Origin of the sequence: Amycolatopsis sp. SID8362, assembly GCF_010550475.1 — a bacterium.
GTDB lineage: Bacteria > Actinomycetota > Actinomycetes > Mycobacteriales > Pseudonocardiaceae > Amycolatopsis > Amycolatopsis eburnea.
This window is the reverse complement of sequence record NZ_JAAGNB010001517.1, coordinates 1-25,400: the sequence shown is the minus strand read 5'-3', so window position 1 is coordinate 25,400 and position 25,400 is coordinate 1. Positions and strand designations below refer to the sequence as shown.

The following is a 25,400-nucleotide window of genomic DNA, read 5'->3' as shown; positions in this document are numbered from 1 at the left end:
GACCCCGGGCGGTGTGCCAGCACCACCCGGGGTCCGTGCTATTTCTCCACGAACTCCCCCAGGTCGTCGGGGAATTCGCCGGTCTCGTACCAGCGCCGCCACGCGTCCGTGCCGGGCACGGCGCCGCTGGTCAGTTCGTCGAGGAAGCCGCGCACCCAGCGCGCTTCGGCTTCCGCCATCGCCAGGTCGTACTCGACTTCGACCAGGAACAGCCGCGGCATGACCGCGCTCAGCTGCTCGAGGGAAGTCCGCAGCCCCGCCGCGCGTTCGTCGAGTTCGGTGAGCCGGAGCCGCAGCTGCCGCGTGGCCTGGTCCGGGCCGAGCACGCCCAGCATCGACAGCCCGGCCTTGAACCGCGGCGGCTCCGGGTCGAGCGTGCCGACAAGCTCACGAACCCAGTCCTCGAGTTCTTCGTGCCCGGCCGGCGTGATCCGGTAGACCGTCCGCTCGGGCCGCCCGCCGTCCTTCACGCTCTCGACGGCCTCGATGAAGCCGTGCTTGTCCAGGTTCGCGACGACGGTGTAGAGCGAGCCCCACTTGATCGGCATGTCGCCCTGCTTGCCGCGCTGCTTGATGACGGCGGCCATCTCGTACGGGTGCTTGGGGCCGTCGACCAGGACGGACAGCACGGCGAGCCCGAGCAGGTTGCCGACCTTCCGCCGCTTCATCATCACTCCTCGTCCACGAGTACTCGTAGACGAGTATCCACAGGAACGTGTCAGCGGACAAGTGTCTTAGTCGACAAAGCACCTCAGAGGTCGAACATGTACGGGACCTCGGCCTGGGCCCGCGCGCTGATCCACTCGCGCAGCGCCCGCGTCGCGAGGACGTCGTCCTCGTTGTAGCGCAGCAGCCGCTCGCGCTGTTCGTCGTCCGGCTTCTCGCCGTCCATGCCCACGGCGTCGCGGTACCAGCGCATCGACGCCTCGCCGCCCGCTTCCGGGTCGCGCCACGAGAACCCGGCCACCGGCGCGATCACCTTCAGGCCCTTGCCGTGGGAGCACAGGAACTGGTCGGTGACGCTGCGGAAGAGGTCGACCCACTCCTCGGAGTCCACAAAGGACTGGATGTCCTTCTTCGCGGGGATGCCGGGGTGGTCGCCGAAGCGCTCGACGGAGCCGAAGAGCCAGCGGTTCTCGGCGAGCGCGTTGTAGCAGTAGGCGCGGAAGGTCAGCCCCGCCGCTTCGGTGCGCTCGCGGACGTCGGTGAGCCAGGCCCAGAACTCGGCGAACGAGCGGGCCTCGTCGCCGGTCGGCAGCGGGTCCCACGTCGCGAAGGCGCGGTAGCCCTGCGGCACCCCGATGTCGGCGCCGGTCAGCAGGCACCCCCAGAGGTACGCGCCGGCGTCGCCGAAGCTCTCCATGTCGACGTCGACCTCGACGTCGCCGCGCGGCACGTCGACCGCCTCGACACGGCGCACCAGGGTGAGGTCGGCCAGCCAGGCGCGGGCGAGCACGACCGCGTCCGGGAAGGTGACGCCCGTCCAGTTCACCGCCGGCGGATCGCCCGCCGGGTCGAGCGCGGCCAGCTTGTCCACAGTGGACACGCCGGCGCGGCGCAGCTCCACCGCGTCCTCGCCGCGGACAACGAGGCTGACGTCCCGGCTGTCGGTGAGCACCACCTCGCACGTCGGCCACCACGGGCAGCGGCGGCACTCCAGCACGCGCGACGGCTCGGCCAGCGGCTCCTCGCCGTTCGCGGCCGCGGTGGCGATGGCGAGCCGGTCGGCGAACCGGACCTGGTACTCGGTCAGCGCGCTGCGGCCGCCGGGCCAGGTGCCCGCGGCGAGGTCGTGCCAGACGACGACGTCGGCGTCGAGGCCGATCACGCCGCCGGTGGTGAGGCCCTCGTCGGCCTGCCCGAGCGTCTGCAGCATGCGGCGGATGTGCACCAGCCGGAGCTGGTCACGCGGCTGGGAGCGGACCTTGCGAGCGTCGTCCGCCTTGCGGTGCCCGGGATCGAGGTCGGTCAGCTCGGTGACGATCGCGCCCGCGCCGCGGTCGGTGATGCGGTGGCGCACGACGAGCACCGGGACGTAGCCGCGGCCGGTGCGCACCAGCAGGTCGATGCCGCCGCGGCGGTGGCCGGCCGGGTCCACCGGCAGCAGCGCGCCCCAGATGTACTGCGCTTCCGCGGCGAAGGCCTGCTCGGTGCGTTCGACGCGTTCGTGCGCGGGCAGGTCGCGGCCGATCTTCACCCAGTGGCCGGGGTTCGCGGCCATCAACCTGGCAACGATGTCTTCGCGGTGCGCGGTGGCGTCGTCGATGCGCTGCTGCGCCGTCGGGTCCGGCGGGGAAAGCGGTACCTCGCGCATCGCCGGGTCGTGCTCGAGGTGCACGCGGCGACGGCAGCGGCTGACCGCGCCCGCGTCGAGTACCACCTCACCTTGCATGGAGATCACTCTAGTTTCCCACCGCCGAGCCGACATGCCCGCCACCCTGGCTACCAGTAAGTTCGACGTCGACACGTCGCAGGGAGGTGCCATGGCGCGCAAGGCCAAGGTCGAGGGTGAAGCCAGGTTCACCCCCAAGAAGGCGAAGAACGCGGTCGCGGTGGCGAAGGTGCTCGGCCCGGCGGTGATCCCGGTGGTCGCGCCGTTCGCGGTGCGCGCGGCCGGTGCCGCGCGGGAGGCGTACGACCGCTACCAGGCGCGCAAGCTGGGGGTCTCGGTCGACAAGCTGGGCTTGTACACCGGCCGCGGCGCGGCCCTGCACGCCCGCATCGCCGGCGTCGCCGACGGCTGCCGCGAACTGCAGAAGTCCGAGAAGGCGTCGAACGCGGACCAGGAGTTCGCGAAGGACTCCCTCGGCACGCTGGAGCAGCTGTCGGCGTCGGTCCGCGCCGCGGAGCGGATGCCGACGGCGCGACGCAAGTCCGTGCACCGCGCGGTGGCCGGCGAGCTGGAGCGGCTGGAAGGCCAGCTGCTGCACCGCCTCGGCCTCTGACGGCACCGGCCGGCACCGCGAAACTGTCGGTGCCGGCCGGTAGCGTAGAGAACGGGGGGCGCCCCCGCGGGCTACTTGATGAAGCCCTTCTTGACCATCCAGTCGTGGGCCACTTTGCCCGCGTCCTGGCCGTCGACGTCGACCTGCTTGCACAGCTCGACCATCTGCTCGTTGTCGATCGCCGCGCTGACCGCTTCGAGCGGGCCGCGCAGCTCCGGGTGGGCCTTGATGAACTCGGTGCGCAGCGTCGCCACGGCGTTGTACTGGGGGAACGCCTTCTTGTCGTCCTCCAGCACCCGCAGGTTGAGCCCCGAGATCCGGCCGTCCGTGGTGAAGACCTCGCCCACCGGGCACGTTCCGCTCGCCACCGCCGAGTAGATCGTGCCGATGCCGAAGTTCTTCACCGTCGGGTTCTGGAAGCCGTACGCCTTGACCGCGGCCGGGAACCCGTCCTGACGGCTGGTGAACTCGGTTTCCAGGCAGAACACCGCCTGGTCCGGCTTCTGCTTGATGAACTTCGCCAGATCGGACGTCGTCTTCAGGTTGTTCTGCGCGCCGTAGGCCTCGGTGACGGCGAAGGCGTACTGGTCGTTGAGCGGCGAGTAGTTCAGCCACGTGACGCCGAACTTCTCTTCGTCCGCCTTGGCCGTCGCCTCGTACTGGGCCTTTTCGCCGCCGGGCATCGGGAGCTCGTTGCCCTGGTAGTTGATCCAGCCCGTGCCGGTGTACTCCCACGTGACGTCGGTCTGGCCGGACAGCAGCGCCTGGCGCGAGGAGTTGGAGCCCTTGATGTCGGACAGGTCGACGACGTCGGCGCCCGCCGCGGTCAGGGCCATCTCGGCCATGTACGCCAGGATGATGTTCTCGGTGAAGTCCTTCGACCCCACCGTCACCTTCAGCCCCTGCAGTCCCGGGATCGGCTGGATCGTGCCCGGCTTGATGTCGTAGGGCACCGCCTGGTTGACGGTCAGGCCGCACGCCGAGAGCGTCGCGCCGAGCACCGCCACCCCGAGCAGGGCCTTGAGTCGCCGGAGTTTCATCGCAGCCCCTTCGGTCCGAAGAACTGTTCGGCGACCGCGCCCAGCCAGTCCACCAGCAGCGCCAGCGCGACGGCCAGCACCGAACCGGTGACCAGCACCGACGTCAGGTTCAGCTTGTAGCCGGTGTCGATGAGCAGGCCGAACCCGCCGGCGTTGACGAACATGCCGAACGTCGCCGTGCCGACCGCCAGCACCAGCGACGTGCGCAGGCCGGCCAGGATCAGCGGCACGGCCAGCGGCAGCTCGACCCGCCAGAGCACCGCGGCCGCCGACATCCCGATGCCGCGGCCGGCGTCGATCAGCGACTCGTCGACCTGCTGGATGCCGACCATCGTGTTCCGCAGCACCGGCAGCAGCGAGTAGAAGGCCAGCGGCAGCGCCGCCACCCACAGCCCGCCGACCGCGCCGGTGACGATGAACCACAGCACCAGCACGCCGAGCGCGGGCGCGGCCTGGCCGATGTTGGCGATCGCCAGGAAGACCGGCGCGAGGAAGCGGGCCCACGGCCGCGTCACGATCACGCCGAGCGGCACGGCGACCAGCACGACGATCGCCGTCACCACGATCGTCATCAGGAGGTGGTCCCACAACGCCGTGAGCAGTGAGGACGCGTTGAGCGTCTCCTTCTCGGTCGCGGTCAGCCCGCTGGAGAACACCAAGATCAGCGTGACGGCGACGATCACCAGGACCGCGACGGGCTGGGCGAGCAGCCGGACGCGTTCCGCGCGTTTCGATCCGGACTCGGTGCTGAAACCGGTGTCGACGGCAGCCGTCATGCGGACACCTCTTCACCGTTCGTGTGCTCGTCCCGCAGCTGCTGGATGGTCGCGATCACGGTGTCGAGCTGGATGGTGCCCGCGTACTCGCCGCGGGCGCCGGTCACCGGCACCGAGCCGCCTTCGGCGAGCATCGCCTCGAGCGCGTCCTGCAGCGTCGACTGCAGGCTGACGATGTCGCGCAGCGGCTTGCCCGCGGTGGCCAGCGACGCCCCCGCGGTCAGCTCTCGGACGTGCACCCAGCGCGTCGGGCGGCGGCGCGCGTCCAGCACCAGCGCGAAGTGCTTGCGCTGGTCTTCGAGCTTCTTGCGGACCTCGGCCGGGTCGTCGGACACGGTCGCGGTCAGCGCGTCCTGCTGGAGCTCGACGTCCCGGACCCGCAGCAAGGTCAGCTGCTTCAGCGACGCGCCCGCGCCGACGAAGCCGGCGACCGTGTCGTTCGCCGGGTTGGCCAGGATCGCCTCGGGGGTGTCGTACTGCATGATCGACGACTGGTTGCCGAGCACCGCGATCTTGTCGCCGAGCTTCACGGCCTCGTCGAAGTCGTGCGTGACGAACACGATCGTCTTCTTCAGCTCGTCCTGCAGCCGCAGCAGCTCGTCCTGCAGGTTGCCGCGGGTGATCGGGTCGACCGCGCCGAACGGCTCGTCCATCAGCAGCACCGGCGGGTCGGCGGCGAGCGCCCGCGCGACGCCGACGCGCTGCTGCTGCCCGCCCGAGAGCTGGCGAGGGAAGCGGTCGCGGAAGTCGGCCGGGTCGAGCCCGACCAGGTCCATCATCTCCTCGACCCGGTCGTTGACCTTCTTCTTGTCCCAGCCGAGCAGGCCGGGCACCACGCCGATGTTCTGCGCGACGGTGAAGTGCGGGAACAGCCCGGCCTGCTGGATCGCGTAGCCGGTCCGGCGGCGCAGCGTGTCGACGTCGAGCTTCAGCGCGTCTTCGCCGCCGATGGTGATCTTGCCGGAGGTCGGCTGGACCAGCCGGTTGATCATCCGCATCGTCGTCGTCTTGCCGCAGCCGGACGGGCCGACGAAGACCACGATCTTGCCGGCGGGCACGACCATGGAGAAGTCGTCGACCGCCGCGTCGCGGGTGCCGGGGTACCGCTTCGTCACGTGCTCCAGCTCGATCTCGACGCCGGAGACTTCCTCGTTCTCAGCCACGGACACCCCTAGAGACGGTGAAGCGCTTGATCAGGACGTAGATGCCGTCGAGGATCAGGGCGAGGATGACCACCCCGACCGTGCCCGTGACGGCTTGGTTCAGGGAGTTCGTGCTCCCCGCGTTCGTGAGCCCGGAGAAGACCTCGGCGCCGAAGCCGGGGCCCTTCGCGTAGGCGGCGATCACCGCGATGCCCATCAGCATCTGCGTCGCCACCCGCATGCCGGTGAGGATCGCCGGCCACGCCAGCCGCAGCTCGACCCGGGTGAGCACGCCGAAGCGGCTCATCCCGATCCCGCGCGCGGCGTCGGTGATGGCCGGGTCGACGCCGTCGAGCCCGACGATGGTGTTCCGGACGATCGGCAGGAGGCCGTAGAGCACCAGCGCGATCACGGCCGTCGTCGGGCCGAGCCCCGAAAGGGGGATCAGCAGGCCCAGGAGGGCGAACGACGGGACCGTCAAGATCGTGCTCGCCAGCGCCGTGGCCACCGCCGAACCGATCGGGCTGCGGTAGACCGCGATCCCGATCAGCACGCCGAGGACCGCGGCGAGGATCGTGCACTGCACGACCATGCTGGTGTGCAGGTAGGCCTCCAACCAGAGCTTGCTCGCCCGATCGGAGATGTAGTCGAAGAGGTTCATCCGTGTCCGCTCTCCCGCCCTTCACGCCGGCCTTCACCCGAACGGGCTAGTTCCTGACCGACGGCTCAGTACCCAGAGCGCACCCGGTCCAAACCCCCGTCGTCGGTTACCGGTTCCGCCCACCGTGGCCCAACCCGCCCGGATCGGCAAGAAATGAGCTGAACCACGGAGTGACACGAAACGTGAACTTCACGTGTGCTCACTGCACGGGATCACACGCTCACCCGGGGGCAGGTCCCTTAAGCTGCTGCTCATGAGCGTTCCGGCACGGCGACCCGCTGTGCTCGGCGCCACCCGGGGTGCGTTGCTCGCCGTGAGCGCGGCGGCACTTTCCGTCACCGCGCACCGGCTCGCCGACGGCGGCCTGCCCGACCCGGCGATGACGCTGCTGCTCACCGGCCTGTTCGGCTGGACGGCCACCGCGCTGACCCGCAAGGCCCGCGGCCCGCTCGCCACGATCACCCTGCTCGGGGCCGCCCAGCTGGTGATGCACCTGCTGCTCACCACGCTGGCCGGGCACCACGACATGTACTCGTCGCCGGATCGGACCGGGGCCGCGATGATCGCCGCGCACGCGGTCGCGACCCTGCTCACCGCGCTCCTGCTCGCCCGCGCGGACGCGACGCTGCTCACGGTGCTGGCCGTGCTGCGCGCGATCCTGCCGCGGCTGCTCACCCCGCTGCCGGTCCCGGCCGCGGCACCCGCGCTCGTCCCCGCCCGCGAGAGCGGGCCGGACCACCTCGTCGGCGTCGACCTGCGCCGGATCCACGGGCGGCGCGGCCCGCCGGCGCACTCCTGAAACCCAGCTTTTCCCCGACACAGCGGACCCCCGAGTCCGCTGCCCCTTACTGAGTTCATCAGGAGTGAACCCATGTCCCAGCACGTCTTCAAGCGCGCCGGTTTCCTCGCCGCCACCGTCGGTGCCGCCGGTCTCCTCGGCGCGGGCGTCGCGTCCGCGCACGTCACCGCCAACGTCTACGGCCCGCAGCCCACGAAGGGCGGCTACGCGGCGATCGTCTTCCGCGTGCCGAGCGAGGAGAAGGACCCCGTCAAGACCACGAAGGTCGTCGTCGACTTCAAGGCGGACTACGGCATCGGCTCGGTGCGGACGAAGCCGCTCCCCGGCTGGACCGCCGAGGTCACCAAGTCGAAGCTGCCGGCCCCGATCACCAAGGACAACGGCACGCAGGTCACCGAAGCCGTCACCGCGGTGACGTGGACCGCGCAGCCGGGCAGCGAGCTCAAGGCGACCGACTACCAGGAGTTCTCGGTCTCCTTCGGCCCGCTGCCGACCAACGTCGACCAGGTGGAGTTCCCGGCGCACCAGACCTACAGCGACGGCAAGGTCGTCGACTGGAACCAGCCGACCCCGGCCGGTGGCGAGGAGCCGGAGCACCCGGCGCCGACCGTCAAGCTGGCTGCGAAGGCCGAAGGCGACGGCGACCACGCCGCGATGGGCGCGAACACCGCCTCGACCACCGGGGAGCAGACTGAAGCTGCGGCGACGTCGGACAGCACGGCCCGCTGGCTCGGCGGGGCGGGCCTGCTCGTCGGAGCCGTCGGCCTCGGCGTCGGGGCCGGTGCGACCATCCGGGCCCGCAAGGCCACGGCCAAGTCGGGAGGCAACAGCTAAATGCGGAAGGCGCTCGTCGCGCTGGCGTTGACGGTGGTGGCCGTGCTCGGCACGGCCACCCCGGCGCTGGCGCACAACGTGCTGATCTCCTCGGACCCGGCGAACGGCTCGTCCGTGGCCGCCGGCCCGCAGAAGATCAGCCTGACGTTCGACCAGTACGTGCAGGGCGCGGACGTCAACCAGATCGCGGTGACCGGACCCGGCGGCGGCCAGTGGGCCGAGGGGCCGATCAGCGTGGTGAACAACGTCATCAGCGCGCCGCTGCGGCCGCTCGGCCCGGCGGGGAAGTACACCGTCGGCTACCGGGTGCTGTCCGCGGACGGCCACCCGGTGACCGGTGAGCTCACCTTCACCCTGACGGCGGCGGGCACCGGCACGCCGGCGACCGTCGACGCGGCCCGCTCGCCGGGCAGCGCGTCCTCGGCGTCCCCGCAGCAGTCGTCGTCGACCGGGGTGCCGATCTGGGTCTGGATCGCCGGCGCCGTCGTGCTGCTGGCCATCGGGCTGACCGTCGCACTGCGCTCGGGCGGCAAGATCGAAGAGAAGAACTGATGACGCAGGCCGAGACCACCACGAACGTCCGCTATTCGACGCTGCTGTGCGTCGTGACGGCGGGCCTGCTCGGCGCCCTCATCGGCGTCGCGCTCACCGCCACCGCGCCGGTCCCCGGCGTGGTGCAGCCCGACGCGGTGGTCTCGGCCGGCATCCCGGTCGTGCGGGTCCTGCTCGACCTCGCCGCGGTCACGACCATCGGGCTCGCGCTGCTGTCCGTGCTCGTCGGCTACGACCGGCCGAAGCTCACCGAGCCGATCATGCGGCTGGCCCGCCCGGCCGGCGTCGCGGCCGCGCTCGTCTGGGCCACGACCGCGGTCGTCGCGCTGATCCTGCAGACCGCGGAGTACAAGCCGGGCTCGTCGACGCTCTCGCCGTCGGACATCGGGCAGTACATCGCCGACGTCGGTGCCGGGAAGGCGCTCGTCATCGTCGCCGTGCTCGCGCTCGCCCACGCCGGGATCGGCGCGCTGGCGCTGCGGTTCGGCGAGAAGGTGCCCGCGGAGGTGCGCGTCGGGCTCGGCCTGTTCGCGCTGCTGCCGCTGCCGGTCACCGGGCACGCGTCGAACTGGAACTACCACGACTACACGATGATCTCGATGGAGCTGCACGTCATGAGCGCCGTCGCCTGGACCGGCGGCCTCGGCGCGATGGCCGTGCTCCTGGTGGCGAACCGGACGCTGCTGGCGCACGCGCTGCCGCGGTTCTCGAAGCTCGCGACGCTCTGCCTGGTCATCTCGGCGGCGACCGGCCTGTTCAACGGGCTGGTCGAGGTCTCGCTCAACCCGACGATCGGGTTCTGGGCGGCGATCTTCACGACGCCGTACGGGCAGTTGCTCATCCTGAAGGCGCTGTGCACCGGCGTCATCGCGCTGCTGGGCGCGAACGTCCGCTGGCGGCTGCTGCCGCGGATCGTCCGGCACCAGCGGACCGCGCTCGCCGCGTGGGCGACGCTGGAGCTGACCGTGATGGGGCTGGCCTTCGGGTTCGCCGTCGTGCTGACGCGGGCGCCGGTCGTCGCGTCCTGAAAGCCCTTCCCTGCTGGTAGAACCGGCGCGGAGTCACGGCGAGTAGCTGCAACTTGCGCATTGGGATGACGGGTAGACCATTGGGGGCGACCCGTTGGGCCGAACTTTCTACCCTGAGCGGACGGCATTTCCGAAGCGACGAACGGTCATTTGCAGTCGGCGAATGCACGTGCAGACTGTGGCCCCGGTCACATGAAGTGACAGATGCCGGTCAGCGGTAACGCGTCCAGCGCACGTCCGTCCGGCCGCTGCGGAGGTCGGCCAACCGGCGGAACAGCTCGGGCCGGACCTGCGGCCGGCTGCGCAGGATCGGCAGCACGCTCGTCGTCAGCTTCAGCTCGCGGATGCCGCGGAGCACCGCGAACCCGGACCACGACGTCACGTCGAAGCCGTAGGCCGCGGCGAACGTCCGGTAGTGCACCGGCGGGTCACCGAACCGCTCGCGGCCGACCGCCAGCGGCGTCAGGTCCCACTCCGGCGGGCCGACGCACGACGAATCGAAGTCGCAGAGCACCGGGCCGTCCGGGCCGGGGATGACGTTGCCGGGGTACGCGTCGCCGTGGACCAGGCCCCTGGCCAGCGGGAAGTCCAGCCCGGCCAGCCGGTCTTCGAGCTCGGCGCAGCGCTCGAGCAGGAACTCGCGGTCGGCGTCGCCGAGCTCTTCGGCGTCGGAAACCCGGGCCCGCACCGCGGCGAACGGCGCCCACTCGGCGAGGCCGTCGGGCGCGGGCAGCGCGTGCACCTGGCGCAGCAGCCGGGCCAGGTCGGTGGCCGTCGCCGGACGGCCGATGCTCGGCACCTGGTGCCACGCGGTCACCAGGTGCCCGCCCACTTCCAGGGGCTGCTCGACGCCGTCGAGGAGCCGGATCGCGGGGACGCCGTGGCGTTCGAAGTGCCGGGCCACGCGCACCACGGTCCCGACGCGGTGCCGCAGCCGCGTGGAACCGACGATCCGGATCACGAGCGGGGCGGTGACCAGCGCGTACACCGCGTTGTTGGTGAACCGCAGCAGCCGCGCGCCCGCCGGGTCGACCCCGAGCAGGGCGCACGTCTCCGCCAGCACGCCGCGCAGCTTCCCGGCTGTGAACCGGCCGGCCAAGGCTGCCCCGGTGTCCCCGCCGCCCCCGGTGTTATGCGGCGTAGAAAGCGTGGAGGCGATCGGCGAGGTCACGTGCGTCGGCGTTGTTGCGGCGGCGCTCCGCCTCTTCCTGCAGCGGCCGCATCCGGTCCTTGACCCGCTCGGACTTGATGCCCTCGGCGCAGTCGATGGCCTTGCCTCCGACCTTGGCGCCGTGGTCGAGGTCGCCGTCGAGCAGGTGGTTGGTGGCCAGCGCGCTCAGCATGAACGTCTTGGACCGGGCCATTTCGTCGTCGTAGGAGTCGACGGCCCTGGTCAGCGCCGGGATCGCGTACTTGGTGTGCTCGGCGTTCTTCTGCGCGAGGACCGTGTGGACGGTGCCGACCATGGCGTAGACGTCGGTCTCGGTGAAGAACTTCACCCAGGACTCGGCCTCGGCCAGGTTGGCGCGCTCGAACTCGTCCTTGCTCCGGCCGAGCAGCTTCACCGCCTGCTCTTCGTTGCCCATCATCGCGTAGGCCCACGCCTCGTTCGCGCACAGCACGGAGACCGCCAGCTCGGAACCGCTTTCCTGAGCTGCGATCTGGCCCAGCTGGAACAGCTTCAGCGCGTCGTTCGGGGCGTCCTGGTGCAGGTAGACGCGGCCCATGCGGTAGAGGACGTTGGCCACCAGCGGGTGGTTCTCGCCCTGCTTGGCCAGGTCCAGCGCGTTCGCGAAGTGCCCGCGGGCGGAGTCCATCAGGCCGGTGTCGAAGGAGGTCCAGCCGGCCAGCGAGTGGAGGTCGGCGAGGGCCACGTACAGGCGGTTCTTGACGATTTCCGTGCCGTGCGCCTCGAGCATCTGCTGTCCCCAGGACAGCTGCGCCACGACGGCATCGCGGCAGAACCCGCCGCCGTACTGGTAGTCCAGCGCCCGGAGCGCGCGGGTCGCGGCTTCCACCTGGCGCACGTCGGTCATGCCGATGCGACCGGGCGCCGGCGTGCGCGCCGGTCCCGCCGACCAGGTGCCCGATTCCGGACCGAACACCGCCGCACCCATCGTGACCTGGGCGGCGTGCGCGAGGAACCTCCGTCGCTTCACGGACTCGTCCTCCTCAGCCTGCTGGCCGTCGGCGGAGCCGACGACGCGTATCGCCGTGGCCTCGTCGTAGGCGAGGCCCATGTACCCCCGCGGGACACCGAGGCCGTCGGCGATGCGCGTGAGCACGTCGTAGGCCATGACCTGGCGACCCTTGAGGATCTCGGACACCTCGGACTGGGACTGTCCGGTCATCGCGGCGATCTGGCGCTGCGAGACACCGTGCTTGCGCAAGAGGCGGTAGACGCCGCTGATCTCTCGCGTCGCGAGAGCAGCTCTCATCTCGGGCTGCTCCCACGCGTCAGCGGGAACCGCGTGGCTCTGCCGGGCTTCGGCACTGCCACCGTTACTGGCGTCCATCGCGCCCCCTCCACTGTCCGGTCGGGCGTCTGTGAAACAGCGTAGGCAAACCTGGTGAACCGTGTGAACTGCCGAACTGGCGCCCTGATCGGTCCGGGCGAAGTCCGTTGACCGCTTACCGTGGAACCGAGTCCGGTCACCGCTATGACGCCATTTCGACCTTCTATCGCAGCCGGTTGCACCTCACTGTAGTTGTCAGATCTCCGTCACCGCCCGGACACCGGCAGCGATCACGGAGAGCTACGAAAACCGCAGCGTTGTGACAAAGAGATGTTGCAGAAGGCATCTTCGAAGGACTTTCGACAGAGCGGAGAAGGGCGTGGAGTTCGTGGACTCGTTCGCAGGAGGACATGCCGGCACGGCCACCCGCGCCGTGCGGCCGGCGGTCGCGACGGTCTCTCCCGTCTCCGCCGTCCGTCCCGTCACCCCGGCCGCCGCGGTGGACCCCCGCACCGCGAGCGTCCGCCACTACGAGGGCGGTCAGCTCGTGTGGCGGGTGCAGTGCGGCGACCTGATCAGCCGGGAACGCGCGGTGACGGTGTTCGTCGAAGACAACCAGGTGGTACTGGTCTCGCCCCCCGGCGAGACCGCGCGGCTGACGTCCGGCCAGCTCGGCCAGCTGCGCGCCGCGCTCAACGAAGCCGCCAAGATGGCGGAAAGGTAACGGTGAGCTGACATGGATCAGGTACTCGGGCAGGTCCTCCGCAACGCGGTCTGGGAGCGCCTCGACATGCTGACCGACCTGGCGAACCGCGCCGACGCCCAGTCGCTCGTCTCGGTCGCGCGCTCCGAACTGCCCCGCTTGACGGAGGCGTGGCGCGCGATGCTGAAGATGCACGAGCCCGACGAGCGCGGCGACTGCCCGACCTGCTCGACCCGGTGGCACCGCTGCAAGGCGCCGTGCTCGGTCTGGCAGGTCGCGCACGAACACCTGGTGGCCGGCGGGCTCGCGCCGCAGCAGCAGGCGCCGTCCGACCGGCGGCTGCAGGGCCGCCGCAAGAGCCCGGTCCCGGTCCACCCGGCCCCCACCGCGGCGGAGACCACCGGTCGCCACGCGCTCGTGAACCCGCGCCGAGCGGTCACCGCCTGACCCCGTCAAGTGAAGTCCGCGTGAGGACCCGCATCTTTCCTAGGGAAAGTGACGTCCTCCCCGACCGGAAGCGCAACTTTCCTGGAGAAAGTGGCGTCCTCCCCCCTGATCCGGCGAGCGCGGCCGGCCGATCGCCCCATCGGACCCGCGCCGGTACTCGCCCCGGCCGAGGGCTGTTTCGCCCGCACCCCCGAGCAGCGCGAACCAGCCCTCGGCCATCATCCCGAACCGTTCCGCGATTAATCGAAAAAATTCCGCGTTAGCCCTAGCCGGAGCGGTAATCGCCCGCTAGATTGATCATCAAGCCCCGGTATGGACCACTGGTTCGACCGTGGCGATCCGCCCTCCCGGGCGGTCCCTGAATTCCGCGGGCCGGTGCCGTTGCACTCCCCTCCCCCGACCGGCACCGGCCCGCGGTTCCAAAGCTCTCAGCGAACCGCCTTCACGCGCAGCACGAGCACCGCGGCCAGCAGCGTCGCGACGGCCGAAGCCGCGAACAGGCCCGGGTAGCCGCCGAGGTAGGACAGCACCAGCGGCGTCACCAGCGGAGCGACCACCTGCGGCAGCGAGTTCGCGATGTTGATGACGCCCAGGTCCTTCGCGCGGTCCTGCGCCGTCGGCAGCACCTGCGTCAGCATCGCCAAGGCGACCGCCATGTACGCGCCGAACCCGACCCCCAGCAGCGGGGACGCGGCGAGCGCCACCGGCCAGCTCTGCCACAGCACGAGCAGCAAAGCGGCCAGCGCCATCACGCCGGAGGCCGCCAGGACGTACGGCTTGCGCCGTCCGGACCTGTCGGAGAAGTGGCCGGCGAGCACGGCACCGATCACGAGCGCGACGCCGTAGAGCGCCATCATGATGAGCAGCCCGGTGTCCGGGTCCGGGTAGTGCACCGCGTCCTTGAGGAAGAACAGCAGGTACAGCGTCCCGAACGCGTTGCCGAGGTTGATCATGAAGTGGCACGACCAGGCCCACGCGAAATCCGGGTGCCGCCGCGGCGAGACCCAGAGGTTGCGGAGGACCTCGCCGGCTTTCGACGACGGCCGGAACTCGACCGGCAGGCGCGCGTCCGGCGTCCGCAGCACGAAGAACGCGGCGCCCACCAGGACGATCCCCGCACAGGCCGCGTACGCCAGCGGCAGGCCGGCGATCCCGAGCATCACGACCACCACGACCGCGCCCAGCACGGTGCCGAGCATCTGCGCGATGCCGACCAGCCCGCCGACCTGCGCGCGCTGACCGACCGGCACGCGGTCGGCGATGGCGGACATCAGGGTGGCGAGCATGCCGTTCAGCCCGGCCTGCACCAGGCACCAGCCGGTGATCATCAGCGCGACGTCCGGCGCGAACGCCAGCACCAGCAACCCGACGGCGGCGACCGCGGCCCCGATCACCGTCCACGGGTGACGGCGGCCGAACCGCGAAGTCGTCCGGTCCGACAGCAGCCCGACCGCCGGGTTGACGACCAGCGCCACGATCGCGCCGACACCCATCACCAGTCCGAGCACGAACTCCTTGTTCACCTGGTCGAGCAGCTCGGCCTGCTGCGGCAGCAGCACCTGGATCGGCGCGTAGATCCCCAGCCAGAGCGCGATGTTCGCGAAGAAGAGCAGGCTCATCCAGCCGGGCCGCACCCGCACGACGGGTTCGGCGAGCGCCTCCGGGACGGCTCTGGTCGTTTCACTCATGGCGCACCAGCTTCCGGTACCAGTGGAACGAGTCCTTCGGCGTCCGCCGCAGGGTCTCGTAGTCGACGTGCACCAGGCCGAAGCGCGGCGCGTAGCCCTTGGACCATTCGAAGTTGTCCAGCAGGGACCAGCAGAAGTAGCCGCGGACGTCGACGCCGGCGTCCATCGCCTCGCGCAGCGCGACCAGGTGGCTGTGCAGGAAGTCGATGCGCTCAGGATCGTGCACCGCGCCGTCTTCGGCGACCTCGTCGGCGAAACTGCACCCGTTCTCGGTGATATGGATCGGCGGCAGCTTGTCGCGGTAGCGCGCGTGGAAGCCGAGCAGCAGCTCGCGCAGGGCGTGCGGGACGATCGGCGAGTCGTTCGTCGTCATCGGGTAGCCCTCGATCGGGCGAAGGTCGAACGGCAGCGGGTTCCCCGGACTGGGCTTCGCGACCCCCTGTGGCTCGTAGTAGTTGACGCCGTAGAAGTCGAGCGGCTGCGCGATCGTCGACAGGTCGTCGGCGAACCCGGCGGGCAGGTGCGGGTGCAGCTGCTCGGGATAGGTACCGAGCAGCACGGGATCCGCGTAGAGCCGGTTGATGAGCGCGTCGAGCCACTCGGCGGCGTCGCGGTCGCTTTCGTCGGCGGGCCAGACGGGCGAGTGGTTGTTGGCGGTCCCGATGTTCGTCGCCCCGGCCGCCCGCAGCGCCTGGACGGCGAGGCCGTGGGCGAGGTTCTGGTGGTGCGCGGTCGGAATGGCGTCGAGGAGGAGGGTCTGCCCGGGCGCGTACTCCCCGATGGCGTAGCCGTAGATCGACATGACCATGGGCTCGTTGAGCGGAATCCACAGTTTCACCCGATCGGCGAAGCGCTCGCCGAGGATGCGGGCGTACTCGGCGAAGCGCTCAGCGGTGTCCCGGGAGAGCCAGCCACCGTCGTCTTCGATCGCCTGCGGCGTGTCCCAGTGGTAAAGCGTGACGGCGGGCGCGATCCCCGCCTCGCACAAGGCGTCCAGGAGCTTGTCGTAGAAGCCGAGCCCCTCGGCGTTGGGCGCGCCTTTCCCGTCGGGCTGGATGCGCGGCCAGGCGATGGACATCCGGTACGCGCCTACCCCGAGTTCCGCCATCAGCGCGATGTCTTCGGGGTAGCGGTGGTAGTGGTCGGCGGCTACGTTTGCGGTCTCACCGCGGGCGATCTTGCCCTCGGTCGCGGTGAAAGTGTCCCAGATGGACGGTCCGCGCCCACCTTCGCTGGTGGCGCCCTCGATCTGGAACGCCGAGGTCGAAACGCCCCAGAGGAAGTCGGGCGGGAAGTTCGGGTTCTGCACCGGCTGCTGACCCCTTCGTCAGGACACCCGTACGGGTGAACATGAAAAGTTCTCATATACTAGGTCTTCACTCGTCCGTGGGGAACCCCGTCGGCACGATAAAGTCCCAGATCAGACGAGGAGGAGCGCCGTGTCCGACATCCAGGCCGCGAAGGTGCCGGCAGAAGCCACTCCCTTGCGCCGCCAGCCGGTTCAGCAACGCAGCGCCAAGCGCGTCGAGCAGATGCTCGACGCGAGCGCGGCGTTGATCGACGAGCTCGGTTACGACGCGCTGACGACCACCCTGATCGCCAAGCGCGCGGGTGTCGCCGTGGGGTCGCTGTACCAGTTCTTCCCGGACAAGCGCGCCGTGGTGCAAGCGCTTACCGCCCGCAACCTGGAGAGGTTCGTGGGCGCGGTGAACGAGCGCCTGAAGCAGCTCGGCCCGGAACACTGGTGGGACGTCGTCGACTCGATCCTCGACATCTACCTCGAGATGCACCGCTCGGTCCCCGGGTTTTCGAAGGTCCACTTCGGCGACATCATCGACCGTCAGCTGCTGGACGAAACCCGCGACAACAACGCGGTGATCGTGGATTCGCTGACGGACCTGGTGGCCACGCAGGTCGACCGCCCGGTGGAGGACCTGCGGTTCGCGATCGGCATCGCCAACGAGGTGGCGGACGCGCTGCTGAAGCTGGCGTTCCGGAAGGAGCCGAGAGGGGACGAGAAGATCGTCGCCGAGGCGAAGTACGTGGTGAAGGGGTACTTGGCGGCCCGGTTCGGGGAACAGTCGTAGTTGTCCACAGAAGTTGTCCACAGGTATGCACAGCTGTGGACAACCCTGTGGTTCGGGGCGGGTTCGTCGGTGGGCGCCGATAGACTGGAAGCGGGGGTTCCCCCAGGGAAGGGCGGGCCGCGCGCGGGGCGGTTGTGCGGGACGCAGATTGGCCGGACCACCTTCTCACTGGGGCTAACGCCGGGGGCAGCACGTCGCGCAGGTCAGGCACAGTTGCGTGGGTCAGGCACCGTCGCGTGGGTCTTGAATGAGTCATTCAGGACCTCCGACGACCTGAATGAGTCATTCAAGACACCGGCGAAGCCGCCGGGCGAGCAGGCGCGGCTTTGCTGGCAGATCACCCGTCCGGGAGTCGGGACAACACAGCGATCGCGCCGTGAGTCAGGTGTTCCGCCGCACGGACGCCGCACGCCGGGTCAGCCGAAGTTCTGGTGCTCCCCGCGGTAAGTCGGGACCGTGCGCTCGACCCGGTCGCCCTGCACCAGGTGGTAGTGCGTGAACCGCTCCGCCAGCTCGCCCGCCTTCGCGTGGCGCAGCCAGACCCGGTCGCCCAGCTGCAGTGACCGCGCGGCGCGGCCGGTCACCGGGGTCTGGACCTCGCCCGCGCCCTCGAAGCCCAGCAGCTTCAGGCCCGTCGGCAGGTACGGCTGCGGGACGCGCGAAGCGCCCGCCGGTCCCGAAGCGATGTAGCCGCCCGAAAACAGGGTGGCGATGGTGCGGGTCGGGCGGCGGACCACCGGCAGGGCGAACAACGCCGCCGGGCGGGGGGTGAAGCGGGAGTAGCCGTCGAACAGTGTCGGGCCGATCAGGCCCGAGCCCGCCGCGATCTCCGTGACGACCGCGTCCGCGCCCGTCGACTCGATGCTGCCCGTGCCGCCGCCGTTGACGAACTCCAACGACGTCACTGCCTGGACCGCGCGGACCGCTTCGCCGCGGCGGCGGTTCAGCTCGGCCGCCGACCTGCGCTGCATCCAGCGGATCACCGCTCGGTTGAGGCGGGCGCCCGCCGCGTCGCCGAGGCCGGCGATCTGGCCTTCGTACGCCATCACGCCGACCAGGCGGAAGCCCGGGCGGGCGAGGATCTGGCGGGCCAGCGTCGACGCCTGCTTCGGGGTGAACACCGGCGAGCGGCGCGTGCCGACGTGGACGCCCGGTACCGGGCGCCAGGACGCGTCCAGCTCCAGGCACACGCGGATTTCCGGGTGGCCGTGGCCGAGGGCGGCGTCGACCAGGTCCAGGTGCTCCGGCGAGTCGACCATGATCGCGATCGCCGCGCGCGCGGGCTCCGACGCGGCCAGGCGGCGGAGGGCTTCGTGGTCGGCCGTCGGATAGGCGACGACGATGTCATCGGTCGTGCCCTGCTCGACGTGCCAGACGGCTTCGGCGAGCGAGTAGCACATCAGGCCTTCGAAGCCCGGCATCGCGAGCACGCGCTCAAGCAGCGCCCGGCAGCGGACCGACTTGCTGACCACGCGGATCGCCTTGCCCGCCGCGCGGCGGCGGAGGTCGTCGGCGTTCGCGTCGAAGGCCGCCAAGTCGACGACGGCCAAGGGCGGGTCGAGGTCCTTGGTCGCCAAGTCGTACACCGTCGCACTGGTCACGAGGTCTAAAGTACGACACGAAGGCTTGAAACGCGAATACTATTCACTTACTGTTTCGGGCACTCGACCGATGGAGGGCGCGCGGATGACCCGGTGGACCAACTGGGCGGGCACGGCGTCCGCCTCGCCGCGGCACGTTCACCAGCCGCGCAGCGTGGCCGAGATCGTGGCGGCCGTCGAAGCCGTCGCCGCGGCCGGCCGGACCGTGCGCCCGTGGGGCAGCGGGCACTCCTTCACCGCGATCGCCGTCGCCGACTCCGACGCCCTCGACCTGCGCTACTGGACCGGCATCGAACGGGCCGACCTCGAAACCGGGCTCGTCACCGTCCGCTCCGGCACCACGATCAAGCAGCTCAACGCCGCCCTCGACGCGCTCGGGCTGGCCATGACCAACCTCGGTGACATCGACGCGCAGACCATCGCCGGCGCGATTTCCACCGGCACCCACGGCACCGGCGCGAAGCTCGGCGGCATCGCCACCCAGATCGCCGCGCTCGAACTCGTCCTCGCCGACGGCTCGGTCGCCACCTGTTCGGCTGACGAAAAGCCCGACCTCTTCGCCGCCGCCCGCGTGGGCCTCGGCGCGCTCGGCGTCATCACCACCGTCACGCTCCAGTGCGAACCGTCGTTCGTGCTGCGCGCGCAGGAACGGCCGGAGCCGCTGGAGCAGGTCCTCGAGGGCTTCCACGACTTCGCCGACGAGAACGAGCACTTCGAGTTCTACTGGTTCCCGTACGGCAAGAACGCGCTGGTCAAGCGGAACAACCGGACTGAGACGGCCGAGCCGCTGAGCAAGGTCCGCGAGTTCGTCGACTACCAGATCATGGAGAACGTCGCCTTCGGCGGACTCTGCCGGACCGGGCGGCTGATGCCGCGGCTGGTGCGGCCGCTGAACAACTTCGCGTCGAACATGCTCTCCGCGCGCGAGTACAGCGACACCTCCCACCGCGTCTTCGTCACCGCGCGCAACGTCCGCTTCACCGAAACGGAATACGCTGTTCCACGTGAATCAGTGCTCGACGTGCTCGCCGAGCTACGGGCGGTAGTGCCGAAGCTGAAGGACCCCGTGATGTTCCCGGTCGAGGTGCGGGTCGCCGCGGCCGACGACATCTGGCTGTCGACCGCGCAGGGCCGCGACTCCGCCTACATCGCGATCCACCAGTTCGTCGGCATGCCGTACCGCGAGTACTTCAGCGCGTTCGAGAAGATCGCCGGCGCGGTCGGCGGCCGCCCACACTGGGGCAAGATGCACGACCTCGACGCCGGCGTCCTCCGCACGCGCTACCCGCACTTCGACGACTTCCTGCGCGTGCGCAAGGAAACCGACCCGAACCGCGTCTTCACGAACACCTACCTGGACCGGGTGCTGGGCTCGGCCTAGAAGAGCGCCGACACCGATTCGCCGTTGTGGATCCGGCGGATCGCCTCGGCCATCGCCGGGGCGATCGAGAGGATCTTCAGCTTCTCGGTGCGTTCCTCTTCGGGCACCGGGACCGTGTTGGTGCAGACGATCTCCAGCACCTCCGGCCGGCCGCCGATGCGCTCGATGGCCTTCGCCGCGAACAGGCCGTGCGTGCAGGCGACGCGGATCGACCGCGGCTTCAGCTCGGCCAGCTTGTCGAGCAGCTCCAGCACGGTGCTGCCCTTGGCGATCTCGTCGTCGAGCACGATGACGTCGCGGCCGGTGATCTCGCCGATGACCGACGAGATCTGGACGCGGTCGTCCGGGAAGCGCTCCTTCGCGCCGGCCGCGACCTGGACGCCAAGGAGCCGCGCGAAGTGCGACGCCTCCTTCGCGTTCCCCAGATCGGGTGAGACGACCGTGGTCCGCGAGAGGTCGTACTGCCGGAAGTGCTTCGCCAGCTCCTGCAGCGCGTGCAGGTGGTCGACCGGGACGCTGAAGAAGCCGTGCACCTGCGGCGAATGCAGGGTCATCGCCAGCACGCGGCTCGCTCCCGCCGTCACCAGCAGGTCGGCGACCAGGCGCCCGCCGATGGAGATGCGCGGCGCGTCCTTCTTGTCCGAGCGCGCGTACGAGTAGTGCGGCATCACGGCGGTGATCCGCGACGCCGACGCGCCACGCGCCGCGTCGAGCATCAGCAGCAGCTCGACCAGGTGCTCCTGCACCGGCTTGACCAGCGGCTGGATGATGAAGACGTCCCGTTCGCGGCAGTTGGCCTGCAGCTGCACCTCGAGGCAGTCGTTCGCGAACCGCCGGACCTCGGCGGGCCGCAGCGGGACGCCGAGGTGGGCGCAGATCTCTTCGGCCAGTTCGGGGTGCGCGCTGCCGCTGAAAACGGCGATCTCTCGCGAAGCTTCGTTGATCACAGCGCGGCGATCGCTTCGCCGATCGCGACCTCACCTGAGATCAGCGTCAGGGTGCGTCGCGCGGTCTCGGGCGCGTCGAGCAGGGCGACGAGCACCGCGGCGACGTCGTCACGCGGGATCGGGCCGCGGTCGGTCCGCTCGGCGAGCAGCACCAGGCCGGTGCCCGGGTCGTCGGTGAGCGCGCCCGGCCGGAGGATCGTCCAATCGAGGTCGCGGGCCTTGAGGTCGTCTTCCGCCGCGCGCTTGGCGCGCAGGTAGTGCCGGAATTCCTCGGTGACGTCGGGGTTCTCCGGGTTGTCGGCACCGATCGAGCCCACCTGGATGTGGCGGCGGACCCCGGCGCGCTCGGCCGCCTCGGCGAACAACGCCGCCGCGCCCCGATCCACAGTGTCCTTGCGGGCGGTGCCGCTGCCCGGGCCCGCGCCAGCGGAGAACACCGCGGCGTCGGCGCCCTTCAGGACCTCGGCGACGGCGTCCACATCGGAATTCTCCAGGTCCAGGACGACGGCCTGGGCGCCGGCGGCTTCGAGGTCCGCCGCGTGGGCGGGATTCCGGATGATCCCGACCCCTTCGTCACCGCGCGCGGCGAGCAGCCGCTCCAGCCGCAGCGCGATCTGACCGTGTCCACCAGCAATGACGACTCGCATGGAGCCGAGACTAGTGCGAAGCGGGCGCCTCTGCGGTCCGGAGCAGGTGGTCGTAGACCAGCTCGTTCACCAGGCGGGAGACCGGGTCTTCGGCGAGCAGGACGCGCTCGGTGCGGCCCTCGAGGTCGAGGTCGACGACCGCGTTCGGGTCGGCGGTCACGACGGCGAGGCCGTACGCGCGGGCGCGCGGGAGACAGTTGCCGACGTAGTCCTCGGTGAGGACGGCCGGTGACGGGAGCACCATCGCGGCCTCGCCGTAGCGGGCGAACGGAACCGCGGAGGCCATCGCGGTGCGCCAGTGGCGCGCGACGGCCAGGACGCCGACGATCTCGGCGGCCGGGGCGGGGGCGGTTCCGGCCAGCTCCGGCCAGGTCCAGGTGTCGACGGTGGCTCGGTCGGCCACCGGGCCGGCACCCATCGCGATGCGCTCGGCGTGCACGTCGGTGCGGAGCTTGGCGACCACGCAGACCTTGCGGCCCAGGATCGTGATCTCGGGAAGGACGACGCCGTTCCAGCCCAGCTGGGCCGCGGCGGCCGTGGCGAGTTCGTCGACGCCCGCGGGGAGCTCGATCGGCGGCACCACGCGGCTCGGCATCGACCGGCTGCGCTTCGCGCCACCGGCGACCGTCGAGCGCTCGGTGTTCTGAGGTGTAGCCGCCACGAGTCCGCCTCCTTCTTACCTGCACCGCTTCGTGACCGGTGAAAACCGGCACCTCACTTGTCTAACAGCGCGGCGGCGCGGCGTCGCCGGGTAAGGCGCGTGGCTGCGATCGGCGGCGCTCAGCGGTCGATGACCGGTCGGTAGGCGGTCATCCGACTTCGGTCGAACGGTGCGGCCAACCGAGTGATCGCGAGGTGAGTGGCACTACCGTCCGCCCGCGACCGACTACCCGGGGCAGCACACCCCCACCCGGCCCGACTAGCCCATTCGGCGCAACCACGCCAAAATCCACAGTGGACGCAGGGCGCTGAGCTGCGGTTGTCCGCCATCACCCTCGTGGCGGTGAGCTACGCCGCAGCGGTGACGGGCGCCCGCGACTAAAGTTACCGATCAGTCACTTAGTCGTCACCGTGGAGGACCGATGCGCTCCCCGAAGGACTTCTTCGCCCCGCTCGCCCTGGGCGCGCCCGCTCCCGTGCGCGAGATCCCGGTGACGCCGTCCCGGATGATCCACTTCTTCGACCCCGGCAACGAGAAGATGGCCGCGAAGGTGCCGGACATCGCGAAGAAGGTCGACGTCCTGCTCGGCAACCTCGAGGACGCCGTCCGCGCCGACCGCAAGGAGGCCGCGCGCGCCGGCCTGGTGTCGATCGCCAAGGCGAACGACTTCGGCAGGACGCAGCTGTGGACGCGGGTCAACAGCCTGGACTCGCCGTGGGTCCTCGACGACCTGGTCACGCTCGTCACCGAAATCGGCGACAAGCTCGACGTGATCATGGTCCCGAAGGTCGAAGGCGCGCAGGACATCCACTACGTCGACCGGCTGCTGGCCCAGCTCGAAGCCCGCGCCGGCCTGACGAAGCCGTTGCTGGTGCACGCGATCCTCGAGACAGCGAGCGGCGTGGCCAATGTGGAGGAGATCGCCGGCGCGAGCCCGCGCATGCAGGGCATCTCGCTCGGCCCGGCCGACCTGGCCGCGAGCCGCCGGATGAAGACGACCCGCGTCGGCGGCGGCCACCCGGGCTATCTGGTGCGGACCGACCCGACCGGCGACGACCTCACCACCGGCCGGACGACCTACCAGCAGGACCTCTGGCACTACACGGTGGCGCGGATGGTCGACGCCTGCGCGATGCACGGGATCCTGCCGTACTACGGGCCCTTCGGGGACATCCGCGACGTCGTCGCCTGCGAAGACCAGTTCCGCAACGCGTTCCTGCTCGGCTGCGTCGGCGCGTGGAGCCTGCACCCGGTGCAGATCGACATCGCGAAGAAGGTGTTCTCGCCTTCGCCGTCCGATGTGGCCTGGGCGCGGCGCGTCATCGCGGAGATGGGCGACGGCACGGGCGCGGTGATGATCGACGGGAAGATGCAGGACGACGCGTCGGTGAAGCAGTGCCGCGTGGTCGCCGAACTGGCCGACGCCCTCGCGGCGGACGACCCCGAACTCGCCGCGGCGTACGACGCGGCCACCAAGGAGATCCTCGGATGACCACGCCCCGACGTTCCGTCCTCTACATGCCCGGCGCGAACGAAAGAGCGCTGGAGAAGGCCAAGTCCGTCCCGGCCGACGCGCTGATCCTCGACCTCGAGGACGCCGTCTCCCCCGACGCCAAGGAAGCCGCGCGCGAACGCGTCTGCGCGGCGGTGGGCAACTACGGCGAGCGCGAGGTGACGATCCGGGTCAACGGCCTGGACACCGAGTGGCACGACGCCGACCTGCGCGCGGCCGCCGCGGCGGGCCCGGCGGCGGTCGTCGTCCCGAAGGTGAACTCGGCGGCCGAGGTGCACAACATCGAGCGCGCGCTGGAACTCGGCGGGGCGCCGGACCACACGAAGATCTGGGCGATGGTCGAGACCCCGGTCGCGATGCTGCACGCGGAGGAGATCGCGGCGGCGTCCGAGCGGCTGACCGTGCTGGTGATGGGCACGAACGACCTGGCCAAGGAACTGCACGCGGAGTTCGTCCCGGGCCGCGGGCCGCTGCTGGGCGGGCTCTCGCTGTGCCTGCTGGCCGCGCGGGCGACCGGTCGCGTCATCCTCGACGGCGTCTACAACGACGTGAAGGACCTTCCCGGGTTCGAAGCGGAGTGCGAGCAGGGCCGGCAGTACGGGTTCGACGGGAAGACGCTGATCCACCCGGCGCAGGTCGAGCCGTGCAACCGGATCTTCGCGCCGTCGGAGGCGGAGATCGACCGCTCGCGGCGGATCATCGAGGCCTTCGAGGAGGCCAAGAAGGAGGGCCGCGGCGTGGTGACCGTGGACGGCCGGATGATCGAGAACCTCCACGTCGACAACGCGCGGCGGGTGCTGGCGCTGGCCGAGGCCGTCAAGGGCTGAGGTCACTTCGGCAGGTCGTCCGTCCACTCGGCACTGACCGCGTACGTGTCGCCGTTCGCGTTCGCGGTCGGTTTGCCGTCCGGGCCCAGGAACACCGACGAGCCGTCGACCTGGCCGGTCGCCGGGTCGACCACGAGTTTGCCGCCGCCGGGCAGTCGCACGCTGCGGCTGTCCAGCTCGTGCACGCCCGGGTACGCGGCGATCGCGCGGAACGCCGCTGCCCGGACCGCCGGGGGTGACGGCACCACGGAGACCAGGTCGATCAGCGACTGGAGCACCATCGTGTCCCGCTGGTTCGCGGGCACTCCGTGCCGCGTCAGCCCGTCCGTGAGCCAGGTCCGCAGGGCCGCCGGGTCCGGGGGCAGCGTCAAGATCGTGCTGAGGGTGACGTCGTCGTCGCCGTTGATCCGGATGGGCCGGGCGCGGGGCATGCGCTCGGCTTTGCCGTGGGTGTGCTCGCCGCGGTACCACTCCTGCCCGTCGGTGGTGGTCCAGTACTCCCAGGTTTCCTTGCCCACCTTCGTCGTCGAGTGCCAGTACCGGCCGGTGCCGACCTGGGCGTGCTCGGCAGCCGTCGCGGCCGCCAGCAGGACCGCCGGGCGGGTGTCGACCGGCGCCACGGCCTGGGGCGGGGCGGGGGTCGCGGGCAGGGTCGCCACCACGAT

At 70.5% G+C, this 25,400-nt stretch carries 26 protein-coding genes; 11 read left to right on the top strand and 15 right to left on the bottom strand.

Going from position 1 to position 25,400, the window contains the following annotated elements:
- Positions 1–38: 38 nt before the first annotated feature.
- Both G3I65_RS46610 and G3I65_RS46605 read right to left on the bottom strand, forming a co-directional pair.
- The gene (locus G3I65_RS46610) at positions 39–668 is read right to left on the bottom strand and encodes a PadR family transcriptional regulator (RefSeq protein ID WP_203612698.1); all 630 of its coding nucleotides are present in this window, start codon (positions 666–668) and stop codon (positions 39–41) included.
- Between the two features lie 83 nt (positions 669–751).
- Positions 752–2,392 carry a TM0106 family RecB-like putative nuclease gene (locus G3I65_RS46605; protein WP_166641446.1) on the bottom strand — a complete coding sequence of 547 codons (1,641 nt, stop codon included), beginning with the start codon at positions 2,390–2,392 and terminating at the stop codon, positions 752–754.
- A gap of 91 nt (positions 2,393–2,483) precedes the next feature.
- Between G3I65_RS46605 and G3I65_RS46600 the strand changes: the two genes are divergently transcribed.
- Positions 2,484–2,945, top strand: coding sequence for a DUF6474 family protein (locus G3I65_RS46600; RefSeq protein WP_160701786.1), 462 nt, complete (start codon positions 2,484–2,486; stop codon positions 2,943–2,945).
- 71 nt (positions 2,946–3,016) lie between these two features.
- On the opposite strand, the gene G3I65_RS46595 is transcribed toward G3I65_RS46600, so the two are convergent.
- Genes G3I65_RS46595 through G3I65_RS46580 form a run of 4 tightly spaced genes read right to left on the bottom strand, consistent with a single transcriptional unit; the run spans position 3,017 to position 6,564 of the window.
- Positions 3,017–3,985, bottom strand: a complete 969-nt coding sequence (locus G3I65_RS46595; protein WP_160701785.1) for a glycine betaine ABC transporter substrate-binding protein — start codon at positions 3,983–3,985, stop codon at positions 3,017–3,019.
- Positions 3,982–4,761, bottom strand: coding sequence for an ABC transporter permease (locus G3I65_RS46590; protein WP_160701784.1), 780 nt, complete (start codon positions 4,759–4,761; stop codon positions 3,982–3,984). The genes G3I65_RS46595 and G3I65_RS46590 overlap by 4 nt, the downstream gene beginning before the upstream one ends.
- The gene (locus tag G3I65_RS46585; RefSeq protein ID WP_160701783.1) at positions 4,758–5,924 is read right to left on the bottom strand and encodes an ABC transporter ATP-binding protein; all 1,167 of its coding nucleotides are present in this window, start codon (positions 5,922–5,924) and stop codon (positions 4,758–4,760) included. The genes G3I65_RS46590 and G3I65_RS46585 overlap by 4 nt, the downstream gene beginning before the upstream one ends.
- Positions 5,917–6,564, bottom strand: coding sequence for an ABC transporter permease (locus G3I65_RS46580; protein WP_086864436.1), 648 nt, complete (start codon positions 6,562–6,564; stop codon positions 5,917–5,919). Before G3I65_RS46580 ends, G3I65_RS46585 begins: the two co-directional genes overlap by 8 nt.
- A 304-nt stretch (positions 6,565–6,868) precedes the next feature.
- Between G3I65_RS46580 and G3I65_RS46575 the strand changes: the two genes are divergently transcribed.
- From G3I65_RS46575 to G3I65_RS46560, 4 genes are all read left to right on the top strand, one after another.
- Positions 6,869–7,363, top strand: a complete 495-nt coding sequence (locus G3I65_RS46575) for a hypothetical protein (RefSeq protein ID WP_160701800.1) — start codon at positions 6,869–6,871, stop codon at positions 7,361–7,363.
- 72 nt (positions 7,364–7,435) lie between these two features.
- Positions 7,436–8,197 (top strand): YcnI family protein, encoded by a 762-nt coding sequence (locus tag G3I65_RS46570; RefSeq protein WP_160701782.1) that lies wholly within the window; start codon positions 7,436–7,438, stop codon positions 8,195–8,197.
- Complete coding sequence (locus G3I65_RS46565) at positions 8,198–8,749, top strand: copper resistance CopC family protein (protein WP_166641445.1); 552 nt, start codon at positions 8,198–8,200, stop codon at positions 8,747–8,749.
- On the top strand, positions 8,749–9,777 hold the full coding sequence (locus tag G3I65_RS46560) for a copper resistance D family protein (protein ID WP_160701781.1): 1,029 nt from the start codon (positions 8,749–8,751) through the stop codon (positions 9,775–9,777). Before G3I65_RS46565 ends, G3I65_RS46560 begins: the two co-directional genes overlap by 1 nt.
- A gap of 211 nt (positions 9,778–9,988) precedes the next feature.
- On the opposite strand, the gene G3I65_RS46555 is transcribed toward G3I65_RS46560, so the two are convergent.
- Positions 9,989–10,876 (bottom strand): phosphotransferase family protein, encoded by an 888-nt coding sequence (locus G3I65_RS46555; protein ID WP_160701780.1) that lies wholly within the window; start codon positions 10,874–10,876, stop codon positions 9,989–9,991.
- Positions 10,877–10,907: 31 nt separating this feature from the next.
- Entirely contained in the window at positions 10,908–12,293 is a 1,386-nt protein-coding gene (locus G3I65_RS46550; protein ID WP_125309525.1) for a helix-turn-helix transcriptional regulator, read from the bottom strand.
- Positions 12,294–12,612: 319 nt separating this feature from the next.
- Between G3I65_RS46550 and G3I65_RS46545 the strand changes: the two genes are divergently transcribed.
- Positions 12,613–12,957 carry a hypothetical protein gene (locus G3I65_RS46545; RefSeq protein ID WP_003069007.1) on the top strand — a complete coding sequence of 115 codons (345 nt, stop codon included), beginning with the start codon at positions 12,613–12,615 and terminating at the stop codon, positions 12,955–12,957.
- Positions 12,958–12,969: 12 nt separating this feature from the next.
- Entirely contained in the window at positions 12,970–13,383 is a 414-nt protein-coding gene (locus tag G3I65_RS46540; RefSeq protein ID WP_086860450.1) for a hypothetical protein, read from the top strand.
- A gap of 428 nt (positions 13,384–13,811) precedes the next feature.
- On the opposite strand, the gene G3I65_RS46535 is transcribed toward G3I65_RS46540, so the two are convergent.
- Complete coding sequence (locus tag G3I65_RS46535) at positions 13,812–15,071, bottom strand: MFS transporter (RefSeq protein ID WP_160701779.1); 1,260 nt, start codon at positions 15,069–15,071, stop codon at positions 13,812–13,814.
- Positions 15,064–16,380, bottom strand: coding sequence for a GH1 family beta-glucosidase (locus G3I65_RS46530; protein ID WP_160701778.1), 1,317 nt, complete (start codon positions 16,378–16,380; stop codon positions 15,064–15,066). The genes G3I65_RS46535 and G3I65_RS46530 overlap by 8 nt, the downstream gene beginning before the upstream one ends.
- Positions 16,381–16,510: 130 nt before the next feature.
- Between G3I65_RS46530 and G3I65_RS46525 the strand changes: the two genes are divergently transcribed.
- On the top strand, positions 16,511–17,158 hold the full coding sequence (locus tag G3I65_RS46525) for a TetR/AcrR family transcriptional regulator (protein ID WP_125309514.1): 648 nt from the start codon (positions 16,511–16,513) through the stop codon (positions 17,156–17,158).
- A gap of 416 nt (positions 17,159–17,574) precedes the next feature.
- Here the strand turns inward: G3I65_RS46525 and G3I65_RS46520 are convergent, their stop codons facing one another.
- On the bottom strand, positions 17,575–18,759 hold the full coding sequence (locus G3I65_RS46520) for an amino acid deaminase/aldolase (protein WP_160701777.1): 1,185 nt from the start codon (positions 18,757–18,759) through the stop codon (positions 17,575–17,577).
- An 85-nt stretch (positions 18,760–18,844) separates the two neighbouring features.
- On the opposite strand from G3I65_RS46520, the gene G3I65_RS46515 reads away from it, so the two are divergent.
- Complete coding sequence (locus G3I65_RS46515; protein ID WP_160701776.1) at positions 18,845–20,140, top strand: D-arabinono-1,4-lactone oxidase; 1,296 nt, start codon at positions 18,845–18,847, stop codon at positions 20,138–20,140.
- Here the strand turns inward: G3I65_RS46515 and G3I65_RS46510 are convergent.
- Genes G3I65_RS46510 through G3I65_RS46500 form a run of 3 tightly spaced genes read right to left on the bottom strand, consistent with a single transcriptional unit; the run spans position 20,137 to position 22,395 of the window.
- Positions 20,137–21,087 carry a ribose-phosphate pyrophosphokinase gene (locus tag G3I65_RS46510; protein WP_160701775.1) on the bottom strand — a complete coding sequence of 317 codons (951 nt, stop codon included), beginning with the start codon at positions 21,085–21,087 and terminating at the stop codon, positions 20,137–20,139. The two genes, G3I65_RS46515 and G3I65_RS46510, sit on opposite strands and share 4 nt — an antisense overlap.
- The gene (locus G3I65_RS46505) at positions 21,084–21,734 is read right to left on the bottom strand and encodes an SDR family oxidoreductase (RefSeq protein ID WP_160701774.1); all 651 of its coding nucleotides are present in this window, start codon (positions 21,732–21,734) and stop codon (positions 21,084–21,086) included. The genes G3I65_RS46510 and G3I65_RS46505 overlap by 4 nt, the downstream gene beginning before the upstream one ends.
- A 10-nt stretch (positions 21,735–21,744) precedes the next feature.
- Complete coding sequence (locus tag G3I65_RS46500) at positions 21,745–22,395, bottom strand: hypothetical protein (protein ID WP_160701773.1); 651 nt, start codon at positions 22,393–22,395, stop codon at positions 21,745–21,747.
- Positions 22,396–22,816: 421 nt separating this feature from the next.
- On the opposite strand from G3I65_RS46500, the gene G3I65_RS46495 reads away from it, so the two are divergent.
- Positions 22,817–23,887, top strand: coding sequence for a CoA ester lyase (locus tag G3I65_RS46495; RefSeq protein ID WP_160701772.1), 1,071 nt, complete (start codon positions 22,817–22,819; stop codon positions 23,885–23,887).
- Positions 23,884–24,735 (top strand): CoA ester lyase, encoded by an 852-nt coding sequence (locus G3I65_RS46490; RefSeq protein ID WP_160701771.1) that lies wholly within the window; start codon positions 23,884–23,886, stop codon positions 24,733–24,735. The genes G3I65_RS46495 and G3I65_RS46490 overlap by 4 nt, the downstream gene beginning before the upstream one ends.
- A gap of 2 nt (positions 24,736–24,737) precedes the next feature.
- Here the strand turns inward: G3I65_RS46490 and G3I65_RS46485 are convergent.
- On the bottom strand, positions 24,738–25,400 hold a 663-nt coding region (locus tag G3I65_RS46485; RefSeq protein WP_160701770.1), incomplete at its 5' end, for a hypothetical protein.

Bases quoted from the DNA above. Each gene is read 5' to 3' on its own strand.
- G3I65_RS46610 (WP_203612698.1), bottom strand. From the start codon at position 668: ATGAAGCGGCGGAAGGTCGGCAACCTGCTCGGGCTCGCCGTGCTGTCC.
- G3I65_RS46605 (WP_166641446.1), bottom strand. From the start codon at position 2,392: ATGCAAGGTGAGGTGGTACTCGACGCGGGCGCGGTCAGCCGCTGCCGT.
- G3I65_RS46600 (WP_160701786.1), top strand. From the start codon at position 2,484: ATGGCGCGCAAGGCCAAGGTCGAGGGTGAAGCCAGGTTCACCCCCAAG.
- G3I65_RS46595 (WP_160701785.1), bottom strand. From the start codon at position 3,985: ATGAAACTCCGGCGACTCAAGGCCCTGCTCGGGGTGGCGGTGCTCGGC.
- G3I65_RS46590 (WP_160701784.1), bottom strand. From the start codon at position 4,761: ATGACGGCTGCCGTCGACACCGGTTTCAGCACCGAGTCCGGATCGAAA.
- G3I65_RS46580 (WP_086864436.1), bottom strand. From the start codon at position 6,564: ATGAACCTCTTCGACTACATCTCCGATCGGGCGAGCAAGCTCTGGTTG.
- G3I65_RS46570 (WP_160701782.1), top strand. From the start codon at position 7,436: ATGTCCCAGCACGTCTTCAAGCGCGCCGGTTTCCTCGCCGCCACCGTC.
- G3I65_RS46565 (WP_166641445.1), top strand. From the start codon at position 8,198: ATGCGGAAGGCGCTCGTCGCGCTGGCGTTGACGGTGGTGGCCGTGCTC.
- G3I65_RS46560 (WP_160701781.1), top strand. From the start codon at position 8,749: ATGACGCAGGCCGAGACCACCACGAACGTCCGCTATTCGACGCTGCTG.
- G3I65_RS46550 (WP_125309525.1), bottom strand. From the start codon at position 12,293: ATGGACGCCAGTAACGGTGGCAGTGCCGAAGCCCGGCAGAGCCACGCG.
- G3I65_RS46540 (WP_086860450.1), top strand. From the start codon at position 12,970: ATGGATCAGGTACTCGGGCAGGTCCTCCGCAACGCGGTCTGGGAGCGC.
- G3I65_RS46535 (WP_160701779.1), bottom strand. From the start codon at position 15,071: ATGAGTGAAACGACCAGAGCCGTCCCGGAGGCGCTCGCCGAACCCGTC.
- G3I65_RS46515 (WP_160701776.1), top strand. From the start codon at position 18,845: ATGACCCGGTGGACCAACTGGGCGGGCACGGCGTCCGCCTCGCCGCGG.
- G3I65_RS46505 (WP_160701774.1), bottom strand. From the start codon at position 21,734: ATGCGAGTCGTCATTGCTGGTGGACACGGTCAGATCGCGCTGCGGCTG.
- G3I65_RS46495 (WP_160701772.1), top strand. From the start codon at position 22,817: ATGCGCTCCCCGAAGGACTTCTTCGCCCCGCTCGCCCTGGGCGCGCCC.
- G3I65_RS46490 (WP_160701771.1), top strand. From the start codon at position 23,884: ATGACCACGCCCCGACGTTCCGTCCTCTACATGCCCGGCGCGAACGAA.